General features: G+C 36.4%; 21 protein-coding genes and 1 pseudogene. 20 read left to right on the top strand and 2 right to left on the bottom strand.

What is annotated here, in order from left to right:
• Positions 1–42 precede the first annotated feature (42 nt).
• The 7 genes and pseudogenes from LBYS11_RS13295 (at position 43) to LBYS11_RS13265 (ending at position 7,364) form a co-directional block, all read left to right on the top strand.
• Positions 43–1,311: an MFS transporter gene (locus LBYS11_RS13295; RefSeq protein ID WP_103118340.1), complete on the top strand. Its 1,269-nt coding sequence runs from the start codon at positions 43–45 to the stop codon at positions 1,309–1,311.
• Positions 1,312–1,327: 16 nt separating this feature from the next.
• A complete protein-coding gene (locus tag LBYS11_RS13290) occupies positions 1,328–1,819 on the top strand; it encodes a kinase (RefSeq protein WP_048392706.1) in 492 nt (163 codons plus the stop codon).
• 407 nt (positions 1,820–2,226) lie between these two features.
• Positions 2,227–3,015 (top strand): lipid II flippase Amj family protein, encoded by a 789-nt coding sequence (locus tag LBYS11_RS13285; RefSeq protein ID WP_054550492.1) that lies wholly within the window; start codon positions 2,227–2,229, stop codon positions 3,013–3,015.
• 140 nt (positions 3,016–3,155) lie between these two features.
• The gene (locus LBYS11_RS13280; RefSeq protein ID WP_103118339.1) at positions 3,156–3,830 is read left to right on the top strand and encodes a response regulator transcription factor; all 675 of its coding nucleotides are present in this window, start codon (positions 3,156–3,158) and stop codon (positions 3,828–3,830) included.
• Positions 3,827–5,224 carry a sensor histidine kinase gene (locus LBYS11_RS13275; RefSeq protein WP_103118338.1) on the top strand — a complete coding sequence of 466 codons (1,398 nt, stop codon included), beginning with the start codon at positions 3,827–3,829 and terminating at the stop codon, positions 5,222–5,224. Before LBYS11_RS13280 ends, LBYS11_RS13275 begins: the two co-directional genes overlap by 4 nt.
• A 152-nt stretch (positions 5,225–5,376) precedes the next feature.
• Complete coding sequence (locus LBYS11_RS13270; protein ID WP_103118337.1) at positions 5,377–6,315, top strand: alpha/beta hydrolase; 939 nt, start codon at positions 5,377–5,379, stop codon at positions 6,313–6,315.
• Positions 6,316–6,492: 177 nt separating this feature from the next.
• Positions 6,493–7,364, top strand: a pseudogene (locus tag LBYS11_RS13265) (DMT family transporter).
• 19 nt (positions 7,365–7,383) lie between these two features.
• Here LBYS11_RS13265 and LBYS11_RS13260 read toward each other — a convergent pair.
• Positions 7,384–8,070 carry an ArsR/SmtB family transcription factor gene (locus tag LBYS11_RS13260; protein WP_103118336.1) on the bottom strand — a complete coding sequence of 229 codons (687 nt, stop codon included), beginning with the start codon at positions 8,068–8,070 and terminating at the stop codon, positions 7,384–7,386.
• 88 nt (positions 8,071–8,158) lie between these two features.
• On the opposite strand from LBYS11_RS13260, the gene LBYS11_RS13255 reads away from it, so the two are divergent.
• The 4 genes from LBYS11_RS13255 (at position 8,159) to LBYS11_RS13240 (ending at position 10,841) form a co-directional block, all read left to right on the top strand.
• A complete protein-coding gene (locus LBYS11_RS13255) occupies positions 8,159–8,467 on the top strand; it encodes an antibiotic biosynthesis monooxygenase family protein (protein WP_016991657.1) in 309 nt (102 codons plus the stop codon).
• A 25-nt stretch (positions 8,468–8,492) separates the two neighbouring features.
• Complete coding sequence (locus tag LBYS11_RS13250) at positions 8,493–9,323, top strand: CbrC family protein (RefSeq protein ID WP_103118335.1); 831 nt, start codon at positions 8,493–8,495, stop codon at positions 9,321–9,323.
• Between the two features lie 24 nt (positions 9,324–9,347).
• Positions 9,348–10,457 carry a PA2928 family protein gene (locus LBYS11_RS13245; RefSeq protein WP_103118334.1) on the top strand — a complete coding sequence of 370 codons (1,110 nt, stop codon included), beginning with the start codon at positions 9,348–9,350 and terminating at the stop codon, positions 10,455–10,457.
• Between the two features lie 93 nt (positions 10,458–10,550).
• A complete protein-coding gene (locus LBYS11_RS13240) occupies positions 10,551–10,841 on the top strand; it encodes a hypothetical protein (RefSeq protein ID WP_048392436.1) in 291 nt (96 codons plus the stop codon).
• A gap of 113 nt (positions 10,842–10,954) precedes the next feature.
• Here LBYS11_RS13240 and rpoN read toward each other — a convergent pair whose 3' ends face one another.
• Positions 10,955–12,274 (bottom strand): RNA polymerase factor sigma-54, encoded by a 1,320-nt coding sequence (gene rpoN / locus LBYS11_RS13235; protein ID WP_233732810.1) that lies wholly within the window; start codon positions 12,272–12,274, stop codon positions 10,955–10,957.
• A gap of 779 nt (positions 12,275–13,053) precedes the next feature.
• On the opposite strand from rpoN, the gene LBYS11_RS13230 reads away from it, so the two are divergent.
• The 9 genes from LBYS11_RS13230 (at position 13,054) to LBYS11_RS13190 (ending at position 23,194) form a co-directional block, all read left to right on the top strand.
• The gene (locus LBYS11_RS13230) at positions 13,054–14,181 is read left to right on the top strand and encodes a sigma-54 interaction domain-containing protein (protein ID WP_233732018.1); all 1,128 of its coding nucleotides are present in this window, start codon (positions 13,054–13,056) and stop codon (positions 14,179–14,181) included.
• 321 nt (positions 14,182–14,502) lie between these two features.
• Positions 14,503–15,273: an SDR family NAD(P)-dependent oxidoreductase gene (locus tag LBYS11_RS13225; protein ID WP_103118333.1), complete on the top strand. Its 771-nt coding sequence runs from the start codon at positions 14,503–14,505 to the stop codon at positions 15,271–15,273.
• Between the two features lie 27 nt (positions 15,274–15,300).
• Positions 15,301–16,689, top strand: a complete 1,389-nt coding sequence (gcvPA, locus tag LBYS11_RS13220) for an aminomethyl-transferring glycine dehydrogenase subunit GcvPA (RefSeq protein ID WP_103118332.1) — start codon at positions 15,301–15,303, stop codon at positions 16,687–16,689.
• A gap of 22 nt (positions 16,690–16,711) precedes the next feature.
• The gene (gene gcvPB, locus LBYS11_RS13215) at positions 16,712–18,295 is read left to right on the top strand and encodes an aminomethyl-transferring glycine dehydrogenase subunit GcvPB (RefSeq protein ID WP_103118331.1); all 1,584 of its coding nucleotides are present in this window, start codon (positions 16,712–16,714) and stop codon (positions 18,293–18,295) included.
• A gap of 12 nt (positions 18,296–18,307) precedes the next feature.
• Positions 18,308–19,054: an SDR family NAD(P)-dependent oxidoreductase gene (locus LBYS11_RS13210; RefSeq protein WP_103118330.1), complete on the top strand. Its 747-nt coding sequence runs from the start codon at positions 18,308–18,310 to the stop codon at positions 19,052–19,054.
• Between the two features lie 20 nt (positions 19,055–19,074).
• A complete protein-coding gene (locus tag LBYS11_RS13205) occupies positions 19,075–19,902 on the top strand; it encodes an ABC transporter substrate-binding protein (protein ID WP_103118329.1) in 828 nt (275 codons plus the stop codon).
• Positions 19,903–20,109: 207 nt separating this feature from the next.
• On the top strand, positions 20,110–20,805 hold the full coding sequence (locus LBYS11_RS13200; RefSeq protein ID WP_048392444.1) for an amino acid ABC transporter permease: 696 nt from the start codon (positions 20,110–20,112) through the stop codon (positions 20,803–20,805).
• Complete coding sequence (locus LBYS11_RS13195; protein WP_004230601.1) at positions 20,780–21,502, top strand: amino acid ABC transporter ATP-binding protein; 723 nt, start codon at positions 20,780–20,782, stop codon at positions 21,500–21,502. The genes LBYS11_RS13200 and LBYS11_RS13195 overlap by 26 nt, the downstream gene beginning before the upstream one ends.
• Positions 21,503–21,541: 39 nt before the next feature.
• Complete coding sequence (locus LBYS11_RS13190; RefSeq protein ID WP_103118328.1) at positions 21,542–23,194, top strand: M20/M25/M40 family metallo-hydrolase; 1,653 nt, start codon at positions 21,542–21,544, stop codon at positions 23,192–23,194.
• Positions 23,195–23,305 lie beyond the last annotated feature (111 nt).

Below are 23,305 nucleotides of genomic sequence, written 5' to 3'. Positions count from 1 at the left end.
TGTTTGAGCACTGATAAAGATTAATAGAAGGAAGGTTGAAAAATGGTTGAAAAATCTCAAGAGTCAATTGCGTCCTATATTGAGTCACCAGAAAAACTAAAAAACCTATATAGGCGTGTACTGATAGTTGTTAGCTTATCCCAAATTTTTGGGGGAGCTGGACTTGCGGCGGGTATTACGGTAGGCGCTCTACTGGCACAACAAATGCTTGGAACGGATGCCTATGCGGGTGTACCCTCTGCATTATTTACGTTAGGCTCTGCGGGTGCCGCTTTCATTGTAGGAAAACTATCACAGCGTTATGGTCGTCGTATAGGCTTATCAACAGGTTTTATAGTGGGTGGACTTGGTGCAATAGGTGTAGTCCTTGCTACTTTAATGAATAGTATTGTGTTATTGTTTGCCTCTCTATTAATCTATGGAGCTGGTACGGCAACTAATTTACAGGCACGCTACGCTGGGACAGATTTGGCCAATAATAAGCAACGTGCTACGGCGATTAGTACAACCATGCTTATGACCACATTTGGTGCTGTTTTAGGTCCGAATTTAGTAGAATGGATGGGAAAAGTGGCGCTGTCTATCGGTATTCCAGCTCTAGCGGGTCCATTTCTATTATCTGCTTTGGCCTTTATTATGGCGGGGCTTGTATTGTTTACTATGTTGCGTCCTGACCCGCTAGAAATAGCGAAAGCCATAGAGGCACATAAGCAAAAAATGAACAAAGAAAATCAAACACCATCCATGCCTATATCTAGCAATAAAAGAGGCCTAGCGGTAGGAGCAACAGTTATGGTTATGACACAAATTGTCATGGTGGCTATCATGACAATGACACCTGTACATATGAAACATCATGGACATGGATTAGCCGAGGTTGGTATTGTGATAGGGTTTCATGTAGGTGCTATGTATCTGCCATCACTTGTCACAGGTATTCTTGTTGATAAAATCGGACGTACAGCAATGAGTATAGCTTCAGGTATTACGTTGCTACTCGCTGGCGTAGTGGCTGCATTTGCACCAAGCGATTCAATGGTGTTACTCATTGTGGCACTTTCTTTACTGGGATTAGGTTGGAACTTTGGCTTAATTAGTGGAACTGCTCAAATTGTTGATGCGACGGAGCCTTCTACCCGTGCAAAAACACAGGGCAAGATGGATGTTTTTGTGGCATTGGCAGGTGCATCAGGTGGTGCGCTATCAGGTATGGTAGTGGCGAATTCAAGCTATGCAGTGTTGTCCTTAGCAGGAGGGCTATTGTCGTTAGTATTGATTCCTGTTGTCATTTGGTCTAGGAGAGCAGCTTAAAAAGGAGAAGGGGAAATTGGACTCTAAGCTAATTATTATTCGAGGAAATTCAGGTAGTGGGAAAACGACAATTGCAAAGAAACTTCAGCATCATCTTGGACATGGTACACTTTTGATTGCGCAAGATGTTGTCCGACGTGATATGTTAAAGGTGCATGATCGAGAAGGCAATCTTTCTATTGAATTAATTCGTCAAATCGCAGAGTATGGTAAAGGTCGTTGTGAAGTTGTCATTGTAGAAGGAATATTATATGCCAGTCGTTATGGAGCTATGTTAAAAGATTTAATCCACTTCTATGATCAGAAGGCCAATACTTATTATTTTGATTTATCTTTTGAGGAAACCGTTATTCGTCATCATTCTAGCTCCAAAAAAAATGACTTCGGGGAAGATTCTTTACGTGCTTGGTGGAATCCGCATGATTATCTTGGGGTGGATGGTGAAACGCTCCTGACGGAAGAGATGTCACAGGATGATCTATTAAAATTAATGGTAAAGCAACTGTAGAAGTAACAAAAAACTTACCCTCCTTAGGGTAAGTTTTTTCATAGTGTTGAAAAATTTCCGTGCAGGTTACATGCTTTCCTCTGGGCGAACACAGATCCGTTTAGAGGTTACCTGTATCGCTATTCAAGAAGATTCAAGTAGCCTTCAATTCTAACCCATTAAAATGTTTTTTAGAAAAATTTTTCAAATAAAACAAAGGTATTCACTACTCTTTATGGCGAGGGTAGTCACTCATCACTTCTCCACATTGGAAATAATCAACCTCTCGCCTTTTATAATTACCTTTTATGGCGTGGACAGCACATTTTTTCAATTGGAACTATTTTATTGAATAAGCGTTACAATATTAAATCGTTAGAAAGCAAAGAGTAGGTACATATGTGGATTTAATAACAGAAAAATTAATCATGATTGCTTTATTTATTTTAATCATTCATGCGATTGAAACGCTTGCATATGCAGTTCGTTTATCAGGAGCACGTGTCAAATTACTAGCTTCGGCTTTATCTCTTTTTAATGTAATGGTCATGGTGTCGAGGTTAGCCAATATGATGCAACAACCATTCACAGGGAGCCTTGTTGATACAGCACCTACGGATAATGCCATGACATTTGTAGAACATCAATTTCGACTAATTATTGGAGCGGCTTCGCTTGGAACAATAGTAGGAATCTTACTTATCCCCACCTTTGTAGCCATTTTTTCAAGAGCTATCGTTCATTTGGCTGAGGAAAGAGGTTCAATCCCGGCTTTATTGAAAAAGGGCTTTACATTTGACTATGTAAGACGGGGGATTAAGCATATTCATACACCAAATTTTAGTTATTTAAAAGGCATTCGTCTACAGGATATACCGATTAAATTATTTGTTATCAATATTGTTATTACAGCTATCTATACGATTGGCGTTTTATCTGCATTGTATGCCACATTATTAGTACCAGAATTAAAGACTACTGCTGTTATGGCATCTGGATTAATTAATGGCATTGCAACAATACTATTAATCCTATTCATTGACCCGAAAATATCCATTCTAGCAGATGATGTGATCAATAAGAGAGGAAGCTATCTAGACCTGAAAAGAATGTCTGTTATGATGATGTTCTCCAGATTTTTAGGAACCATTGTGGCACAGTTATTATTGATTCCAGGTGCTCATTACGTTGCATGGTTTGCAAAGTTAATTGCTTGATTAGAACCACTTCCTTTATGTTTTTAGGAAGTGGTTTTTTAGGCCACAGCAATTATCGTAAGGTGTGGTAGGGGAGAAGTAAAGAAATTATATAGTATAATGTGGGTGAATAATAGATTCGAAAAGAGGGGAACGGATGTATGCCGACGATACTTGTTGCGGATGATGATGCGAACATTCGTGAACTTGTTTGCCTTTTTCTGCGCAAAGACGGGTTCACTACAATGGAGGCAGGAGATGGTAAAGAAGCATTAGCCATCTACGGCTCAACACCTATTGATCTTGTTGTACTAGATATTATGATGCCAACGATGGATGGCTGGACACTATGTAAGGAGCTCCGCAAAACGAATACGGATCTTCCTCTACTGATGCTGACTGCAAGAGGGGAAACTTGGGAAAAAGTGAAGGGCTTTGAGCTTGGAACGGATGATTATTTAACAAAGCCATTTGATCCGTTAGAGCTAACTGTACGAGTAAAGGCACTTTTGAAGCGCTACAGGATTGGCCATTCGCAGACCATTCAACTTGGTCAAGTCACGCTGGACCGTCAGACCTATAAAATCATGAGAGGTAAAAATGTTATTTCACTACCGCTCAAGGAATTTGAATTATTATATAAGCTTGCCGAAACACCTGGACAAGTCTATACAAGAGAACAACTGATCGATCAAATTTGGGGGATTGATTATGCGGGAGATAATCGAACCATCGATGTACATATTAAGCGCCTGCGTGAGCGCTTCAACACCATCACTGATTTTCATATCGACACAATAAGGGGTCTGGGCTATAGGCTTGAGGTTGAGGAATGATTAAATCTTTATATACTCGCGTCGTTTTAATCTTTCTAGTTGCTGTCATTGGGGGAACGGTTATCTCTTTTTTCATGGCAACATGGGTATTTAAAGATAAATTAAATGAAAACTTGCAAATTCCCTTATTAAATTTTGGACAAGACATGGTACAAATTTTTGACACATTGCCATATCATGAAGCCGATCGTTTTATACGTGATATGCATCAGCTTGAATCCTATCATGTTCGCATTTATGAAGAAACAGGGCAGTTTACGGCTTACGGAAAGCTTCATGGCAATCAGTTAGCCCCTGTAACAATGGAACAAGTACAAGCTGTACTGGATGGAGAGGTCATTCAAGTAATTCCAAGTGGTATTTCATCCATACTTGTCGGCATACCTCTAACAACTGAAATGGGAACGAGAGCGATGTTTATCCAAACGATTGCTTTACCTTCAACCTCCTTTTCCATCAAGTTGATTCTGAATTTTGCTACTTATGCCCTTGTTATTGGAAGCGTTGTGTTTTTAGTTGCAGCGATGTTTTTAGTCAAGCCAATCAAAAAACTAACACAAGCAACTAAACATATTGCTGGTGGTGATTTCAATGTTGAATTAAATATTAAGCAATCAGGGGAGTTAGGTACGTTGGCTAAAAGCTTTGAAGATATGGCGGAGGAGTTACAGCAGCTAGAGCAAATGAGGAGAGATTTTGTCTCGAATGTGTCCCATGAGGTGCAGTCTCCACTTACCTCCATTTCTGGTTACGCATTAGCACTGAAACAAGTTGATGTATCGGATGACGAGAAACACCGTTATCTCGATATTATCATTTCGGAGGCCAATCGAATGTCTAAGATGAGTGATAGCCTTTTAAAGCTGAGCTTACTAGAATCAAAGACACAGCCAATGCATCTCGATACGTTCAGTCTAGATGAACAAATTAGACGTGTCATTGTCTTCCTCCAGCCACAATGGTCCTCTTGCAATATCGATTTTGAGCTCCAGTTGAAGGCTGTTCGCCTCATGGCTGATTACGATCAATTACATCAGGTATGGACAAATATTCTTACGAATAGTATTAAATTTTCAAGTCCTAATGATACGATTGAGATCAGCATGAAGCAAAGTGCAAATCATGTGATAGTCCGAATAACGGATAGAGGCATTGGGATTTCTTTAGAGGATCAGCAACGTATATTCGAACGGTTTTTCAAGGCCGATCGTTCCCATAGTCACAAGTATGAAGGAAGTGGAATGGGGCTTGCTATCGTGAAGCAAATCGTTTTACTACATCGAGGAGAAATTGAAGTCGAGAGTGAGCTTGGGCATGGAATGACAATGATTGTCAAATTACCTATTACCTTAAATGAAAGAGAGCATGTTACGACTCCTATAGAGATGTCGTAACATTTTTTTGTTGTTCATCTTGTGTTCATATTGTCGTCATTCGGAAGACATCTCTCTCCTTTATAGTTGCACTAACAGCTCAAAAGTAGCTGGAATAATCGTAGTAAAGGAGGAGGCACGAGTAAAGGTGAATCCCCCCTCGTGCATCAAACATGAAAAAATTTATGCGTGTTTTACTGAAATCAATGGCAGTCCTAGGTATATCCATTGTGGGGCTACTTGTCATTGTTTTTACAATAAACATTATTTGCAACAAAATAGAGCAAGGAAAAATAGAACCCTATGGTCAGCTCGTCTCCGTGAATGGGGAAAAAATGAATGTCACCATTCAAGGTAAGGGTGCTGAAACCATCGTATTACTACCAGGCTTCGGTACTGCAGCACCAACGCTCGACTTTAAGCCATTGATAGATGAACTAGCTCCCTATTATAAGATCGTTTCAATAGAGCCCTTTGGCTATGGCTTAAGTGAGGATACAGCTAAAGAACGAAGCACAGAGAATATTGTTAGTGAAATCCATGAAGCTTTACTGGAGTTAAAGATTGATCGGTATATGCTAATGGGACATTCGATAGCAGGCATCTATGGACTCGATTATGTTAATAAATATCCGAATGAGGTAACTGGATTTGTCGGGATTGATAGCAGTGTCCCTACACAGGGGGGGATGGACACGAAGTTTCCAATTAAGTCGTTACAGCTGCTAAAAAAATCAGGGATTGCAAGAATTCTTATAAAATTTTCAGATGATCCCTATGCAGGTCTTCCGTATGATGACGACACAAAAGAGCAAATTAGGATGATTACACTCAAAAACTTTTATAATACAAGCACTTCAAATGAATTAGAGCATATTAGCAAAAATTTCACGGCAGCCAAAACTCTTACATTCCCTAAAGATTTACCTCTTCTCTTATTTGTCCAAGCGAAAAGTGGTGGAGTTGAAAAGAACTGGATACCGCTGCATGAAGAACAAGTCAAACATTCCGTATACGGCAAAGTAATCACACTGGATGGGGATCATTACTTACACCATACAAAATCAGAGGAAATCGCAGACAACGTCAGATCGTTTATGCAAAATAAATAATCCATAGTATCTTACCTCTTTGCTTTTGGAGGTAAGATTTTTTAATACTATCCTCTTCCTTACGAAATCTTATAAAATCTTTCAATTGAGTTGTAATCCATACTTCGATGAGCATTGAAATACTTCCTGATTATAATGTACGTAGAACAATTATTCTATCAGGTAAGGAGCTATTGGATGAAAAATTATCAATTTATTGCTTTATTAGTAGTAACGACCTTTTTAATGGGTTCATCATTTGCCATTGTTAAATTAGGCTTACCGTATGCCTCGCCTTTATTATTAGCTGCACTTCGCTTTATATTGGCTGGTATAATCATGGCTATCGTTGTTATCATCTTGAAGAGACCTCATCCTATTACAAGGAGTGAGTGGTTCAAGTTATGCATGATCGGGCTCTTTCAAACAGCAGGTGTGATGGGGTGTATTTTTTTAAGTCTCCGCACCATTACGGCAAGTGAGTCTTCTATTTTAACATTTACAAACCCATTACTAGTTGTAATTTTTGCCACCATTTTTATGAAAGTGTCCTACCGTTTCTATCAATGGATCGGGGTTTTGTTTGGCTTAATCGGGGTGATGATTACGATGGGGGCACAAGTCGAATTGAAAGTAGGCATCCTTTTTGGCTTGCTATCAGCTGTTTTTTGGGCTACTGCCACCTTGTTAGTGAAAAAATGGGGTGTGTTATTTGATACGTGGGTTTTATCTGCTTATCAGATGCTATTTGGTGGCTTACTCTTATTACTAGGAAGCGCATTGTTAGAACAGCCATTTTTTATTGTGAATCCACAATCGTTATTGATTCTGTTGTGGCTTAGTATTTTTTCCTCGATCATACAATTTGCAGGGTGGTATTATCTTCTGCAAAATAGTGATCCAGGAAAAACAAGTGCCTATTTATTTTTAGCTCCTTTTTTGGCGTATTAACAGGCTGGGTGTTATTGGAAGAACCGTTAAAACCATCACTAATGGTTGGCGGCTTATTCATCATCATGGGCATTTATTTAGTAAACCGAACTTTTAGTGGAGAAAGGGCTAGGAGATAACCCCGTGCCCTTTCCTATTTTACAAATCTAAATGAAAGACCTCTTTAAAGCCTATTTTCCCTTTCTCCGTCACTTTAATGGCGCGAATAGAGGGAACTCGTAAAAGCCAACCAAGGTTGAAAAATTGATTTAATAGCTCACAGCCTAGTGCACCAGCTAAATGATAACGCCGTTCACTCCAATCTAAACAGGCATGAGAAAAGGATCGTCGTTTTCTCTTTAAAGCATTTAAATCGATTCCGAATGTCGTAAAAAATAATATGCCCTCATCTGTCAGGACAAATTGTTTACCCTCCAATGTAAGATAGCCTGCCTTGAGCATCGATTCCGTTAATTGGACACCCAATTTACCAGCAAGGTGATCATAGCAAGTTCTAGCATCCTGTAATAACTTGATTTGGCTCGATTGCTTTAATGAACGTACTTCAGGTGGTGGAGAGATGGCTAGGAATGACTCTAAAAATTGAGCAATGTCCTCACCAGCCAATTGAAAATAACGATGACGTCCCTGCTTTTCAACTTTTATCAGCTTTCCTTCTACTAATTTAGCAAGATGAAAGCTAGCAGTTTGTGGTTTGATGGCAGCCATATATGCTAGTTCACTAGCCGTATGAAAACGACCGTCCATCATACTAGCAAGTATGGTTGCCCTTGACGTTTCACCAAGAAGTGCCGCTATTTCTGCCATGTTTGGATTAATTCCCATTCTGTCACAATCCTTTCAGTGTCCTATATTTAGATTTTAGTCAAAGTCATTATGGTTTACAATAAAAGTAATAGAGGAGGAGAAATAAATGGAAACATATTATGCAGTGATTTTTACATCGCAAAGAACTGAGCAAGATGGGGATGGCTATGGCAAGATGGCTGACCTAATCGATGCCTTAGCACAGCAACAGCCTGGTTTCATTCGTGTTGAAAGTGTTAGAAATGAGGAAGGAAAGGGCATAACGGTGTCTTATTGGGAATCGCTAGAGGCTATCCAAGCATGGAAAGACAATGCCAAGCATTTAACAGCACAACAATTGGGTAAAGACAAATGGTACACAAACTATAAAGTGGAAATCTGCCAAATGATAAAAGATTATTCATTTGCCAAATAGCAAGTGAGAAGGAGGCTTATTTTTTATGACGATTGTGGAAGAATGGCACGAACTAAGACAAAAATTTAATCCTTCCAATCCGATAACCATTAATCAAATGCATATTTTTAAAGATCAATTAAAGCAGGTTCAACAAACAGAAGAAACATTAAGGATATTAGTAGAGGTCTACTGTTTACTTAGGATGTATCATGAGGCATATCAGTTATTTACTGTCATTATGAATAAAGACGATAAAAAGGATCGAAAAAAGTATGGCGTTCTCCAGACCTACATAGATAAACCAAATTCGGTGAATCCTCTGCTGCCAAGAAAAATTAGAGACCATCAGCAGCTTAAAACGAAAATTCCAACGTTTAAATATCTACCAAACCCTCTAGAGGCTGAAATTTTTGAAACAGATGAAATCGTTGTATGTGATTGTTGCGAGCAAGAAGTGGATGTCTATTATACTGGTGGTATTTATGCAATTGAGGAAGTAGATTATCTTTGTCCTTCCTGCATCCATAGTGGGGAAGCAGCTCAAAAATATGATGGTTCTTTCCAGCAAGACTTAATGGAGGATGAACAGGTTACGAACCCCAAGTTTGCTGAGGAAGTACTCTTTCGGACGCCTGGCTATGTAAGCTGGCAGGGCAATAATTGGGTGGCACATTGCTCTGACTATTGTGCGTTTATCGGCTATGTTGGTTGGCGTGATTTAGTAGAGCTAGGAATTGAGGATCAATTTGATAATTATACCGGCTTTTCAAAAGAAGAACTTTCTGCATCCTTAATGAACAATGGTCATCATCAAGGCTATTTATTTCAATGCTTGGAATGTGACCGTTATGTGCTTTATTCAGATTTTAGTTAGTCGTTGTTTGAGGGGGGTAGAGAAGTGGAACAATTTCTACAACGATATATCGATTCATGGCGTTTAAATGGTTGGCTTATCCACGATATTTTTTTCTGCATCGTGCTAGGTACGGGACTTCTACTATTTTTGTTTATCGTCATGAAACGAAAACGACTCGTTATTTCTAGCATTTTGCTCATTGCCTTTTTATTCGTCAGTAATCTATTAATGATTGTTTTTGGCTTAGCGGGGAGAGGCTTTCCCATTAAATCCGATTCGCCGATTTATACAGATGATTCACAAAGCATTGCTGTTCAAATGGTGCAAGGCTCAGAAAATAATGGGACATCGAATGGAATTACGCATTTAATCGCACATCATCTCCTAGTAGCTGTGAATTTACAAACAGGTGAAAAGCAATGGACAAAATCAGCTTCCTATAAAGAAACACTGCTTGGGGAATTTATGGGGGGTGTTCTTGTCCATCATCGTGATGATGAGTTTGGTCAATTATCCTTGGTAGATATGGAAACAGGCAAAGAACTACTTTCTGAAAAAGATTTTCGAACGCAACATCCGTCATTAATAGCGATATTGAGCAATAATGCACATCAAATGGCTGTCCTAGAGAACCATTTATATTTGGAAGGGGTCGATGGCAAATTCTATCGCTTTGATGGTAAAACATTAAGTGAGGATGCGAAGGCTCAAGATTACCTATCTGCCCGTTTTTTCATCGAGACAGAGTTGCCGGGCTATTTTGCTACACATCCACAGCCTGTAGAGGATTATCAGGCCATTCGCGATTTTAGTCAAGCTGTCCTAACCGAGCCAGCCATTCAAGCCTATGAAAATTTACAACCAAAAGTGGTGGATGTAGATATCATAGAAAAAACGGCTCTTGTTTCATATAGGCAAACACAGCGAGAAAGTGCTGAACACATGTTATTGCTCTATGATATGAACAAACATCAGGTATTGTGGGAACGCAATATTGGCATCATTAATTCCCAACAACAACAGCCCACTGTTCGGACATTAGAGAATAGCTACGTTATTCAAGCTGGTGATAGATTACTAGTATTCGATAAAGAAACGAAAAAGAGGTCTGTTCACTATCATCTACGTTGGAATCGTCCTATTGATGAGTGAAATCTACTGGAAAAATCGTTCTTTTTTTGATTCGCCAAAAAAGGAGTATAATTTAATAGGAAGAAACTCTTTTTAAAAGGACGGCGTGCAAATATGAATGAACAATTAGTAGATTGGATTATACGCTTTCAAAGGGATAAGGATATTGAAGCACTGGCCCATTTAAAAGATTATTGTTATGAGATGATCGAACCTTTGATGGAAGAATTTACGATGAAGTATGGCGAAGAAGCAGGCGAGTTATTACGCCTAAAGTGGGATAAACGATTTTATTTTATATTTACAAAATATCAAGTGAATGTAGGGCTACCTCTAGAGACATTTGTAAAAAATACGTATCGTTTTTATTTCATGCAGGTGTTACAAAAGGCTGGTTATAAGTGATCGAAAAAACCCTTCATTTGGGAACTGACTATCGTTTTTGAGACAGTCAATCCCATAATGAAGGGTATTTATTTTGTCTTTATACTCTTATAAGTAACTGATAATAAAGTTTTTTATAAATAAATGCGTTTAGATGAATTGGCTATGTTCAATTCTTTACGATATTTTGAAACTGTGCGTCGTGAAATTCGAATACCCTCAGTTTCTAATTTTTCAGTTAGTTGTTGATCTGATAAAGGAGTTTTTCTATTCTCATTTTCTACTAATTCTTTAATGCGACTTTTTATATAGGACACAGAATCAAGCTTTCCTGAATCGTTGATAATTCCTTTTGTAAATAAAGACTGGAGTGCAAAGATTCCATGTGGTGTACGGATAAATTTATTTTTAACCGCACGACTTATGGTGGATTCATGCATATTTAATGCTTGTGCAACATCTTTTAAACGCATAGGAGATAAGGCTTTTATTCCATGTTCAAAGAATGAAGCTTGTAAATCAAGAAGTAATCGTGTCAGGCTGTATAAAGTTTTATCACGTTGAGCTATTCCTTGCGTTAAAGCTATAATATCGTTCATGCATTGCTGGTAATAGGCATAATCTTCAACGGACTCTTTTAATAGATCTACGTAATCTTGATTAATTTCTATTTTAGGTAAAAACCGATTATTTAGTTCTATTATCCATTCTCCATTCAATTTGCTAATGATTATATCAGGTATAATATACGCGCTAGTAGCATTATTATCCAATGAAGCTGGGATGGGTTTTAGGTTTCTTATATATAGAATTGTTCGTTGAGTTTCTTCTATTGAAATGTCGTAAGTTGTACTTAACAATTTAATTGATAAATTAGCTACTTGTTCTAAATGATGTTGAATGAATGGAGCTGCAAATGGTGGGGCTTCTATATCATTGTAAATTTGAATTAATAAATACTCTTTCATATTTCTAACGCCAACGCCAAGAGGTTCGAATGTTTGTAATAGATCTAACAGTGTATTTATATGGTCTAAAGAGATGTTAAATGATTTAGCAACTTTGGATAAATCTACATTTAAAAATAGATGTTCATCGAGGTTATGTATGAAATATTTTAAAATTTCTCTGTCATGTGGTGTAAGATTTAGATGTAAAGGTATTTGATCGAGCAGTTGGGTAATATATGAATGTTGCTGTGTTAATCGAGTTTGAATGAAATCATACTGTTGCTTTTGCTTAGGTTGAATACCTTTTATGGACATTGTGGCAAGGTCTACAATATCCTTTGTGTGATTCATGTTTTTCTCAATGACAGTTAATAGTGGATTTTCATTTGATTTCTCATAAATATGTTGTTCTAATTCGGAGCTGGAGTATTGTAGTAGTTCCAATTGATGAATGAGTTCAGTTGTCAACGTTTGAGTAATTTGTTGTGAGACGTTTAAATTCATTTTCAAGGGAATCACCTCATTTTCTCTATGTAATGTTATTATTATCTAATCTACATATTTTGTCTATAATGGATCAGATATTTAGTAAAAAAACATAATGCTTAAAGGTAAATAGTTCTTACAATGAGTAGCAAAGCAGATAAAGATCAATGACGTTGTTGAATGAGATAAACTTCTTATTTAGAGGATGATATAGAATATAGACACAGTTATAAATGTTAGCTACACAGTCATGGAATGCCCCATTTAAAGTTAGATTTTCCTTTAACTTTTATGGGGCAATTCAATTTTGCATGGCATTTCTCATGCTCTATAATCCTAACTTGAAGAAAATTATAAAGGTAAGATGTAACTTTTGGCGAATTAAAAAAGATAAGATAATTAAATTAAACTTCCGTAAAAGGTGTAATTTTCATGAAACCTAATCTATTAACTATTTTACGGACTATTACGAGCTATTTTCACTATAAACAATTTGGCTATATTACTTTTTCGATTTTTGTGGGGGGAATATCATGTTGAATGCCGAAAAATTAGTGCAATCTATGCTGGATGCATTTGGTGAACTATTACAATTGGAAATGGCCTATTTCACTTCGAATGGTGAAGTTTTTATAGCAACGGAAGAATATAGAAAGCAAAAAGGGATACAGGTACACCTTCCGTTCTTTCAGAAGTATTATTCTAAATCTGTTCAATATTTACAAAAACCTGGTCAAATGAAAGTGTGTTCTGGTTGTAGGTTCCAAAATAACTGTCCATCTAAAGTCGAAATGCTAATGAATTTAGTAAAAGGAGATCGTCACTTCGGATATTTGACATTTGTCAGTTTTACAGATGAGGGGGAGAAAAAATTTTCATCTGAGCCGAAGGAATATCAGTATTGGTTAGCTCGGTTGGGAGATATGATTATTAATGCCTTGAACAACGAAGGATCCTATTTATTGCTTGAAAATAAAAAAGGATTTGATACGAAATATGTATTAGGCAACGCACCTCACTTACAACTTATAAAGAGTAAGTTAAGTAGTATTGCAAATAGCCCATCTTCAATTGTCATAACAGGAGAGACGGGAACAGGGAAAAGTTTATTAGCGAAATATATTCATTCAAATAGCATTACACACAAAGGGAAATTTATAGAGTTGAATTGTGCAAGCATTCCAGAAAACTTGTTTGAAAGCGAGTTGTTTGGCTATGATGAAGGGGCGTTTACAGGGGCTAGAAGAAAAGGGAAAATGGGCTATTTTGAAGTAGCAGATAAAGGTACTTTATTCCTCGATGAAATTACAGAATTACCATTACATTTACAAGCGAAGCTATTAACAGTTTTGCAAGATGGGCTTATTTATAGAGTCGGAGCAATTGAGCCTAGAAAAGTAAATGTAAGGATTATTGCTGCGACAAATAAACCTTTAGAAGATATGGTGAGAAAAGGTGAGTTTCGTTCGGATTTATATTATCGACTAAATGTGATCCCTTTAACATTACCTCCTTTAAAAGAAAGAACAGATGAAATAGAATATTTGATTGTAAAATTACTTGAAAAGATTCAGCATAAAACAGGGAAATTTATTAAAGATTTTTCGCAGGAATTTTTGGAGGAATTGAAATCATACTCTTGGCCAGGGAACATAAGAGAGTTAGAAAATGTATTAGAGTACAGTATGGTAATGGAAAATTCCCTACAATTAACAAGGGAAAGCTTACCGAAATATATCATCGAGAATAATCAAGCACAAAATCTTTATAGCAATTCTAATCTATTGAAAGATACGGAAATGGAGGTCATCTACCAAATGCTCTCTATATATGGAAATGACACTGCTGGAAAAGAACGTGTTGCTGAAGAATTAGGCATAAGTACAAGAACGCTTTATAGAAAACTAAAAAGTGTAAATTTATAGTTTAAGTTTGACACAAATACCTTGCTTTTAGAGATTTTTAAATTTCTCACCTCCTTAATGGGGAATTTAAAATGAACTTCCTAGGTATTTGTGTTTTTTTATGGCTAATTTTAATGACAAAAGTGACAACGGAATTGACAAAAATGGCAAAAAGGAAATTTAGTATACTTTTGAATCTTTTACTATACACATTTTGAAAACCTTTTAACGTCAGAACTTTCTGACATTTTGTAGATTAAAATTGTAAATGGATTTGTATTTCTACACTTGGCACGTATTTTGCTAGATATATAGTAAGCAAAGGGAAGGAGGAAGATTTATTTGGTAGATTATTTTGAATTGGAAGGTAAAGTGGCTGTGATTACAGGAGGGGCCTCAGGGATTGGCCTTGCAACAGCTAAATTATTAAGTGAGTTGGGAACTAAAACTGTGATTTTAGATATTGATCAACAAAAAGGTAAGGATACTGAAAAAAGCTTTCAAGAAGCTGGTTTAGATGTTGAGTTTTTAAAATGTGATGTAACGAATACACAAGATTGCAAAAGTGTGGCTGATTCTATACAGGAGAGATACGGAAAAGTAGATGTACTTTTTAATAATGCAGGCATTATCCGTAGAAAAACAGTGGTGGATTTAGAGGAAGCGGATTGGGATGCTGTTATTAATGTTTCTCTAAAAGGGGTCTATCTACTTTCGAAATACTTAATTCCACTCATGAGAGGAAATGGTGGCAGTATCATTAATACTGGTTCTGGGTGGGGAATCAAAGGTGGAGACAAAGCTGCATCTTACTGTGCTGCAAAAGCAGGGGTTGTAAATTTAACAAAGGCTATGGCTATTGATCATGGTCCAGAAAATATTCGCGTAAATTGCATTTGTCCTGGAGATACAGATACGCCATTACTTCGTGGAGAAGCAAAACAATTAAATATAGATGAATCAAGTTTCTTACGTAGTTCAGCTATTGATAGACCGTTAGCAAGATTAGGAACACCTGAAGATATTGCTAAAGGGGTACTATTCCTTGCAAGTAATTTATCTGCTTGGGTTACAGGAACGACATTAACAGTTGATGGTGGCGGCTTAGCCTAAAAATAATTATAGAGGGAGGCAAATTAAATGAGTAAAAAGGTCCATCCATATATCCCTAATATGGTATCTGAGGTAAAGCAAGAAATGTTAGATGAAATTGGTGTTCACTCCGTTGAGGAGCTTTATTCGTGTATTCCGGAGGATTTACATTTTAAAGGTACCATGAATATTCCAAAAGCTTTGAATGAATTAGAGTTACGACGCCATATTGAGGGTCTTTTAAATAAAAATGTAAGTACCAATGAATATATTAATTTTCTAGGAGCTGGTTGCTGGCAACACTTCATACCAGCCGTATGTGATGAAGTGAATCAACGTGCAGAGTTTTTAACAGCTTATGCAGGAGAGCCTTATGAGGATCATGGACGCTTTCAAGCATTATTTGAATATCAAAGCTTAATGGCGGAGCTTGTGGATATGGAAGTAGTGAATGTTCCTACATTCGATTGGGCCCAAGCTGCATCTACATCAATTCGTATGGCGAGTCGGATTACAAAGCGTACGAAAATATTACTTGCTAATACACTTTCTCCTGAACGCAGAAAAGTTATCACAAACTATGGTACACCACAGTTATCATTTGAAGGGATAAAATTCAATCTTAATACAGGATTAATGGACTTAGCCGATTTAGAAGCAAAGTTGTCAAACGAAGTTGCAGCTATTTACTTTGAAAATCCATCATATTTAGGTTTTATTGAGTCGCAAGGTCAGGAAATTTCACAACTTGCTAAAAAATATGGCGTACTTATGATAGTAGGAGTTGATCCAAGTTCCCTAGGGGTATTGGCACCACCAAGTCAATATGGAGCGGATATCGTCTGTGGAGATCTTCAACCATTAGGTATGCACATGAATTATAGTGGAGGGCAAGCTGGATTTATTGCAACATATAATGATCCAAAATTTGTTAATGAATATCCATCACGATTGTTCGGTATTATTCCGACTATAAAGAAAGGTGAATATGGTTTTGGTGACATTGCCTATGATCGTACGTCCTTTGCAGATAGAGAAAACGGTAAGGAGTCTGTAGGCACACAAACAGCTCTTTGGGGGATTACAGCAGGTGTGTATTTATCATTAATGGGACCAAATGGCATGTACGAGTTAGGTCAAGCCATTATGCAAAACAGTCAGTATGCAGTAATGCAATTGAATTCTATTAACAATATTCGGGGTTCAAGAATTACCTCTCCATTTTTCAAAGAGTTCATTATAGATTTTAACGATACAGGATTAACAGTAGAAGAAATAAATTCACGATTACTTGAGCAAAAAATCTTCGGTGGTAAAGACTTATCGTTGGAATTTCCTGAATACGGTCAAGCAGCACTTTATTGTGTAACGGAAGTTCACACTAAAGAGGATATTGATAAGTTAATCAATGCTTTAGCTACAATTGTTGGATATTAAATAGGGAGAAAGGAGTTTTAACGTGGATAAGATTCTAAGAGAGAATGTAAATAAAGATTTTCATCAAGCTAAATGGAATGAACCTATCATTTTTGAGTTACATCAATCAGGAGAAGTCGGAATAGAAGTTCCGCAACCTTCAAATGAGATTGTAGAAGCAGTCGGTGATGGTGTTTCATCCTTACCTCAGAAAATGAAAAGAGCAAATAAACCAAATTTACCCGAAATAGGACAAGCGCGGGTGTTACGACATTATGTAAGACTATCACAAGAAACATTAGGCTCTGATTTTAATGTTGAGATTGGACAAGGCACTTGTACGATGAAGTATATTCCAAAAATTAATGAATTGCTTATTCGTAATCCTAAAATAATGGAATTACATCCTTTACAAGAGGGTAGTACTGTCCAAGGAATGCTAGAAATCATTCACAATTTGGACTTAGCGATGCGTGAAATTTCGGGGATGGATTGTTTCTCTTTCCAACCAAGTGGTGGTACACAAGCATTGTTTGCGATGGCATCGATTGTACGCAAATATTTTGAAGTAAAAGGTGAAGCAGATCAACGTAATGAAATTATTACAACCATCTTCTCACACCCTTCTCAAGCAGCAACCGCAGTAGTAAAAGGGTATAAAATAATAACTATTCATCCAGATAAAAATGGTTTTCCGGATATTAATAAATTGAAAGAAGTTGTATCCGAAAGAACAGCTGGTTTTGTTGTAGCTAACCCTGAAGATACAGGGATTTATAATTCTAAAATTAAAGAATTTACGAAAATAGTGCATGATGTTGGTGGAATTTGTTACTACGATCAGGCAAATGCCAATGGACTGTTAGGAATCACACGTGCAAGAGAAGCAGGTTTTGACATGTGTTTTTTCAATCTACACAAAACATTTGCAGCACCTCACATGTGTGGAGGGCCAGCGACAGGGGCTCTTGGGGTCACAGAAGAATTAAAGCCTTATTTGCCAGGTCCAATTGTTGAGAAAGAGGGAGACCAATATGTGTTAAATGATCAATTAGAGCATTCGATTGGAAAAGTACGATCATTCCATGGGGTAGCTCAAACGATTTTGCGTTCTTATGCTTGGATTAGAGCTTTAGGCACAGATGGACTTAAAGCTGTGGCAGAAACAGCCGTATTAAATAACAATTATCTGTATAGTAAAGTATCAAAAATTCGTGGTGTAAGTGTGCCGTATATACAAGGGCAAAGATTAGAGCAAGTTCGTTATAGTTGGGAGCAGTTGGAGAAAGAAACAGGTGTTACAACAGAGGATGTACAGCGCCGAATGACTGACTTTGGTTTACATTACTGGACTAGTCATCATCCTTATATTGTTCCGCAACCATTTACACTTGAACCAACAGAATCTTATTCTAAGGCAGATTTAGATGAATATATTCAAGCGCTTGAGCAGATTTCTAAAGAAGCATACGAAACGCCAGAAATTGTTAAAGCAGCACCGCAAAATAGCACAATTCATCAGTTAATTGAAGCAGACTATTTAGATGACCCTTCTAAATGGTGTATTTCATGGAGGGTATATCTACAAAAGGTGAAAAATAAAAAAGAATTAATTAATAACCATTAGGGGGGTGTTTGAATGAGAACCAATCATAGAAGTTTAAAAAATAAGAGAGTAGTTATTACAGGAGGTGCTAGTGGTATAGGATTAGCCACAGCACAGCGTTTTATAGAAGAAGAATCGATAGTGGCTATTTTAGATATTAATAAAGAGGGTATTGAACAGTCGATAAAAGAAAATCCTGGAATTGCTAAAGGCTATGTAGTAGATGTAAGTAATCCTGAAAATGTAAACGCTGTTTTTGAGAACATAAAGAGAGATTTAGGTGGTGTAGATGTTTTTATTGCGAATGCAGGTATTAGCATTCGCAATAAGTTTCTTGATATTAGTCCTGAACAATGGAGTAAAGTATTAAACATTAATCTTAACGGGGTATTTTATACTTCACAAGCAGCCGCAAAAATTATGGTGGAGCAGGGCAAGGGTGTCATACTTATGACAGCGTCTACAAATGGAGTGACAGGACATCCATTCTATGCTGACTACAATGCTTCAAAAGCAGGGGTTAATCTTTTAGCACGAACAATGGCATTGGAGCTTGCTCCAAATATCCGAGTTAATACGATATGCCCTGGATACGTACTAACCCCTATGCAAATGGCTGAGTATACCCCAGATATGTTGGAAGTTGTAAATGAAGGTATCCCTCTGAAACGACATGCAGATCCTAAGGAAGTCGGAGCATTATACGCTTTCCTTGCTTCGGATGATTCATCTTATATTACCGGACAAACAATTGCTATTGATGGTGGAGAACTAGCTTAATTAAATGGAGGGGTTATTTGATGAAGAAAAATATATTCTATTTATTATTGGTGTTGGTTATTTCGCTAATGGCAGCATGTTCGGAAAATAAAACAAATACACAAGTTCCAGCTACTGCGGATGCAAAAAGTAAGGGTCAGGATAAAAGTGTAACAACAGAAATGAAATTGGTTAAGGATGGCAAGTTAACATTTGCAATGAGTGGTTTACTAAAACCATTAAATTATAAGGAAAATCAAGAATTAGTAGGCTTTGATGTTGAGATAGGGAAAGAAATTTCAAAAAGGATTGGCCTTGAAGCAAATCCTGTAACAAATCCATGGGAAACAATTATTCAAGGGTTACGAGGTAATAAATATGATGCCATTATTGGCAGTATGACAGCTACTGAGGAAAGGTCTAAACAGGTCGACTTTTCAATCCCTTATTATGTTTCAGGTGCTACAGTATTTATCTCGAGTGAAAATAAGGAGATTAAAACGGTAGAAGATTTAAAGGGAAAAACGATAGGCGTGATGCAAGCTAGTACGTATGTTGAAGATGCAAAGAAATATACAGATAAAATCAAAGAATTCCCTAGTGAAATCTATGCATTACAGGATCTTCCACCAGGTCGGCTAGATGCAGTAATTACTGATAGAATTGTTGGTATTTCAGCAATGCAAGAATCAGGATTGAAGATTCAAGCCTTAGGAGAGGTCATTAAAAGAGAAGAAATTGCAGTGGCGATTAATAAAGATAATGAAGTTTTATTAGAAGCGATTAATAAGGCGATTGAAGAGATGGTTAAGGATGGAACGTATAAAGAAATAAGTATGAAATGGTTTGGGAAAGACTTGTTAGAATAACTGTTAAAAATAGTGTGCCTAGTATGCTAAAGACGTACTAGGCATAGCTACTAATTGTTCTAAAATATTAAAATTGCAGACTAAATAGATGGAAAATTCTTTCTACTTTGCTTCCTACCAAAATCTAATTTTATTAATAAATTTTAGCTATCTATAGGAGAGTTTATCCTTTACGTCCACATACTTAAAAGAGGTTAGGTGATTAATATGGATTTTCTAACAAATGTAACATCTATATTCCAAAAGCATGGCATTGAGTTTTTAAAAGCGACAGTTTTAACGATTGAATTAACAATTGTTTCTTTATTTATTGCTTGTGTGATTGGGTTAGTGTTTGCCTTCTTCAAAGTATCCAATATAAAAATCTTGGAAAGTATTGCTAACGGCTACATTTTTGTTGTTCGAGGTATGCCATTAATCGTACAACTTATGTTCTTGTACTATGGTATTTCTAGTATTTTCACTTTATCAGACTTTGCAGCAGGATCCATTGCGCTGGGAATACATTCAGGAGCATATATTGCAGAAATTTTTCGTGGGTCCATTCAATCTATTGATAAAGGCCAAATGGAGGCTGGTCGATCATTAGGAATGACATATTTTAAAACAATGAGAAGAATTATTTTACCACAGAGTTTTAAAAGAGCTATTCCAGCATTAGCTAATCAATTTATCATAGGGTTAAAAGATTCGTCTTTAGTAGCTTATATCGCAGTATCAGAATTGTTTAACCATGCACTTTCAACTCAAGCATACAACTATATGCCTCTTGAAACATACTTTGTTGTGGGAATTTACTATTTAATTTTAGTCTTATTATTCACGCTGTTATTTAATAAACTTGAAAGTCGACTGGATGTTGGAAGGAGGAAAAAACGTGATAAAGTTGAAATCGCTTTCTAAATCATTTGGTGACTTAGAGGTTTTAAAAGGCATAAATCTTGAAATTAATAAATCAGAAGTGGTTGTTCTAATAGGGGCTAGTGGATCAGGGAAGAGCACTCTATTACGATGTATGAATTTTTTGGAGATATTAGATTCAGGTACGATAAGCATTAATGATGAGATTATTGATGTAAAAAGAACTAATTTAAATCATGTAAGAGAAAATATGGGGATGGTATTTCAACATTTCAATTTATTTCCCCATTTAAGTGTATTACAAAATGTAATAGAAGCACCAATTCAGGTGAAAAGGCAAAGTAAAGAGGAAGCGATTAAATTTGCTATGAATTTGTTAACACGAGTAGGTCTTGCTGATAAAGCCAATTACTATCCTGAACAACTATCTGGTGGTCAAAAACAACGAGTTGCTATTGCTAGAGCACTGGCAATGAATCCAAGTGTTATGTTATTTGATGAACCAACATCAGCATTGGATCCTGAGTTGGTAGGAGAAGTCTTAGAAACAATGAAAAACCTTGCTAAAGACGGAATGACGATGGTCGTCGTAACCCATGAAATGGGCTTTGCTAAGGAAGTTGCGGATAGGGTGATTATGTTAGCAGATGGCAAAATTATTGAAGAGGGCTCTCCAGTAGAAATTTTTAAAGCGCCAAAACAAGAAAGAACGATTAAGTTTTTGCAACAAGTTTTATAATTTTTATAATTATTATCTTTAATTAGGGGATGATGAGAGATGTTAAAAACGTATGAAGAAGTATTAAAGGTTACGAACGAACTTGTAAATATTGAAAGCATTGTTAATACTGAAGGGGAAATTAACATATCAAAGTCATTGGCTAAAACAATTTCTAATTTACCTTATTTCCTGAAAAATCCTAAATATGTGTTTACTTCACGAACAATAGATGATGAGGTTGAAAGGTACAATGTGTTTGCATTTGTAAAAGGTACTAAAGGAGATAGTAATAAAACGGTTGTGCTAATGGGACATACAGATACGGTGGGTATCGATGATTATAATAGTTTGAAAGAGAAGGCTTGTTTACCTAATGAACTTCATGATGCGTTAAAGGGTGAAAAAGTTCCGCCGTTGGTTCGAGAGCATTTAGAATCAAATGAATGGTTATTTGGAAGAGGAACACTTGATATGAAGAGCGGTGTTGCAAGCCATTATTATCTATTAAAATATTATTCTGAACACCCAGAGGAACTGAATGGGAATATCGTATTTTTTGCTGAATGCGATGAAGAGGATAGTTCTCATGGAGTATTGTCTGGTTTAAATGATTTAAAAATGTTAAAAGTAGAGCATGGATTTGATTACGCGGCATTAATAAACTCCGATTTTGTTGCTCCTAAGTATGAGGGGGATGAAAGTAGATATATATATAAAGGTAGCGTTGGTAAGCTACTCCCTTCTTTTTATATAACAGGGGTGGAAAGCCATGTAGGCTCTAGTTTTGAAGGAATCGACCCTAACTATATTGCTGCGGAGTTAACTAGACAAATTGCATATAACCCAGAGTTATGTGATAAATCGTTAGGAGAAACACCGATGCCACCTGTAAGTTTGAAGCAAACTGATTTTAAAGAGACTTATACAGTTCAGACAGCTCTTGCTTCATATGTATATTATAATTTCTTTGTACAATCATGGTCACCTAAAGATGTGTTAGAAAAGTTAAAAGTCCATGCTGAAATTGCATTTAATAATGCAATAGCTAATTTAAATAATCATTATAAGAGATATTGCGAAATTAGTGGGCAGGAATATACAAAATTGCCATGGAAGACGAGGGTATTATTCTATGAAGAATTAGAACAATCAATTATTGTTGAATATGGGGACAATTACAAAGAGCATATAAAAAATTTTAAACACGAATTATTAAAAAATAAAGAGTTAGATGTACGCATGTTTTCTGCAAAAGTGGTAGAAGAAGTTTGGAAGTGGACCAAGGATAAGAGTCCTGCAATCATTATTTTTTATTCTTCGTTGTACTCACCATGTGTAGAAGTAACTGGTAAAAATGAAAAAGAAAAAAATTTACTAACTGCTTTAGATTATGCAGTAGAAAAAGTTCAACCACATTATGATAAGCCTATTGTACAGAAAAATTATTTCCCTCATATTTGTGATATGAGTTGCGTGGCTATAAATGTCGATGAAGATAGTGTGAATTCAGTTGTTAACAATAACCCTAGCTGGAGAACTAAACATTATGTAAATTATGATGCCATTAGAGAACTAAATATCCCTGCAATCAATATTGGACCATATGGATATGATGCACATAATAGATATGAAAGAACAGAATTGAAATACACTATGGAAATAATGCCTAATTTAACAAAGCTAGTAATAGATAAATTACTTGAAAATTAAAGAGTTAATATTCATTTAAAGTAGCATCATGAACATGCAAAGGAGATAACTGCTGTAATGAATTAATATGACCTTCAATGACCTGTTCTACATGTTTTAGTGATTATAGAA

The organism is Lysinibacillus sp. YS11 (assembly GCF_002896375.1).
Taxonomy (GTDB): Bacteria; Bacillota; Bacilli; order Bacillales_A; family Planococcaceae; genus Lysinibacillus; species Lysinibacillus capsici.
The sequence above is the reverse complement of the archived record's forward strand: the minus strand, read 5'-3'. Positions and strand labels throughout refer to the sequence as shown.

Excerpts from the sequence above, each read along its gene's own strand:
- LBYS11_RS13295 (WP_103118340.1), top strand. The coding sequence starts at position 43 with ATGGTTGAAAAATCTCAAGAGTCAATTGCGTCCTATATTGAGTCACCA.
- LBYS11_RS13255 (WP_016991657.1), top strand. The coding sequence starts at position 8,159 with ATGGAAACATATTATGCAGTGATTTTTACATCGCAAAGAACTGAGCAA.
- LBYS11_RS13250 (WP_103118335.1), top strand. The coding sequence starts at position 8,493 with ATGACGATTGTGGAAGAATGGCACGAACTAAGACAAAAATTTAATCCT.
- gcvPA (WP_103118332.1), top strand. The coding sequence starts at position 15,301 with ATGAGTAAAAAGGTCCATCCATATATCCCTAATATGGTATCTGAGGTA.
- LBYS11_RS13210 (WP_103118330.1), top strand. The coding sequence starts at position 18,308 with ATGAGAACCAATCATAGAAGTTTAAAAAATAAGAGAGTAGTTATTACA.
- LBYS11_RS13275 (WP_103118338.1), top strand. The coding sequence starts at position 3,827 with ATGATTAAATCTTTATATACTCGCGTCGTTTTAATCTTTCTAGTTGCT.
- LBYS11_RS13200 (WP_048392444.1), top strand. The coding sequence starts at position 20,110 with ATGGATTTTCTAACAAATGTAACATCTATATTCCAAAAGCATGGCATT.
- LBYS11_RS13205 (WP_103118329.1), top strand. The coding sequence starts at position 19,075 with ATGAAGAAAAATATATTCTATTTATTATTGGTGTTGGTTATTTCGCTA.
- LBYS11_RS13260 (WP_103118336.1), bottom strand. The coding sequence starts at position 8,070 with ATGGGAATTAATCCAAACATGGCAGAAATAGCGGCACTTCTTGGTGAA.
- LBYS11_RS13280 (WP_103118339.1), top strand. The coding sequence starts at position 3,156 with ATGCCGACGATACTTGTTGCGGATGATGATGCGAACATTCGTGAACTT.
- LBYS11_RS13270 (WP_103118337.1), top strand. The coding sequence starts at position 5,377 with ATGAAAAAATTTATGCGTGTTTTACTGAAATCAATGGCAGTCCTAGGT.
- rpoN (WP_233732810.1), bottom strand. The coding sequence starts at position 12,274 with ATGAATTTAAACGTCTCACAACAAATTACTCAAACGTTGACAACTGAA.
- LBYS11_RS13240 (WP_048392436.1), top strand. The coding sequence starts at position 10,551 with ATGAATGAACAATTAGTAGATTGGATTATACGCTTTCAAAGGGATAAG.
- LBYS11_RS13190 (WP_103118328.1), top strand. The coding sequence starts at position 21,542 with ATGTTAAAAACGTATGAAGAAGTATTAAAGGTTACGAACGAACTTGTA.
- LBYS11_RS13230 (WP_233732018.1), top strand. The coding sequence starts at position 13,054 with ATGAATTTAGTAAAAGGAGATCGTCACTTCGGATATTTGACATTTGTC.
- LBYS11_RS13285 (WP_054550492.1), top strand. The coding sequence starts at position 2,227 with ATGATTGCTTTATTTATTTTAATCATTCATGCGATTGAAACGCTTGCA.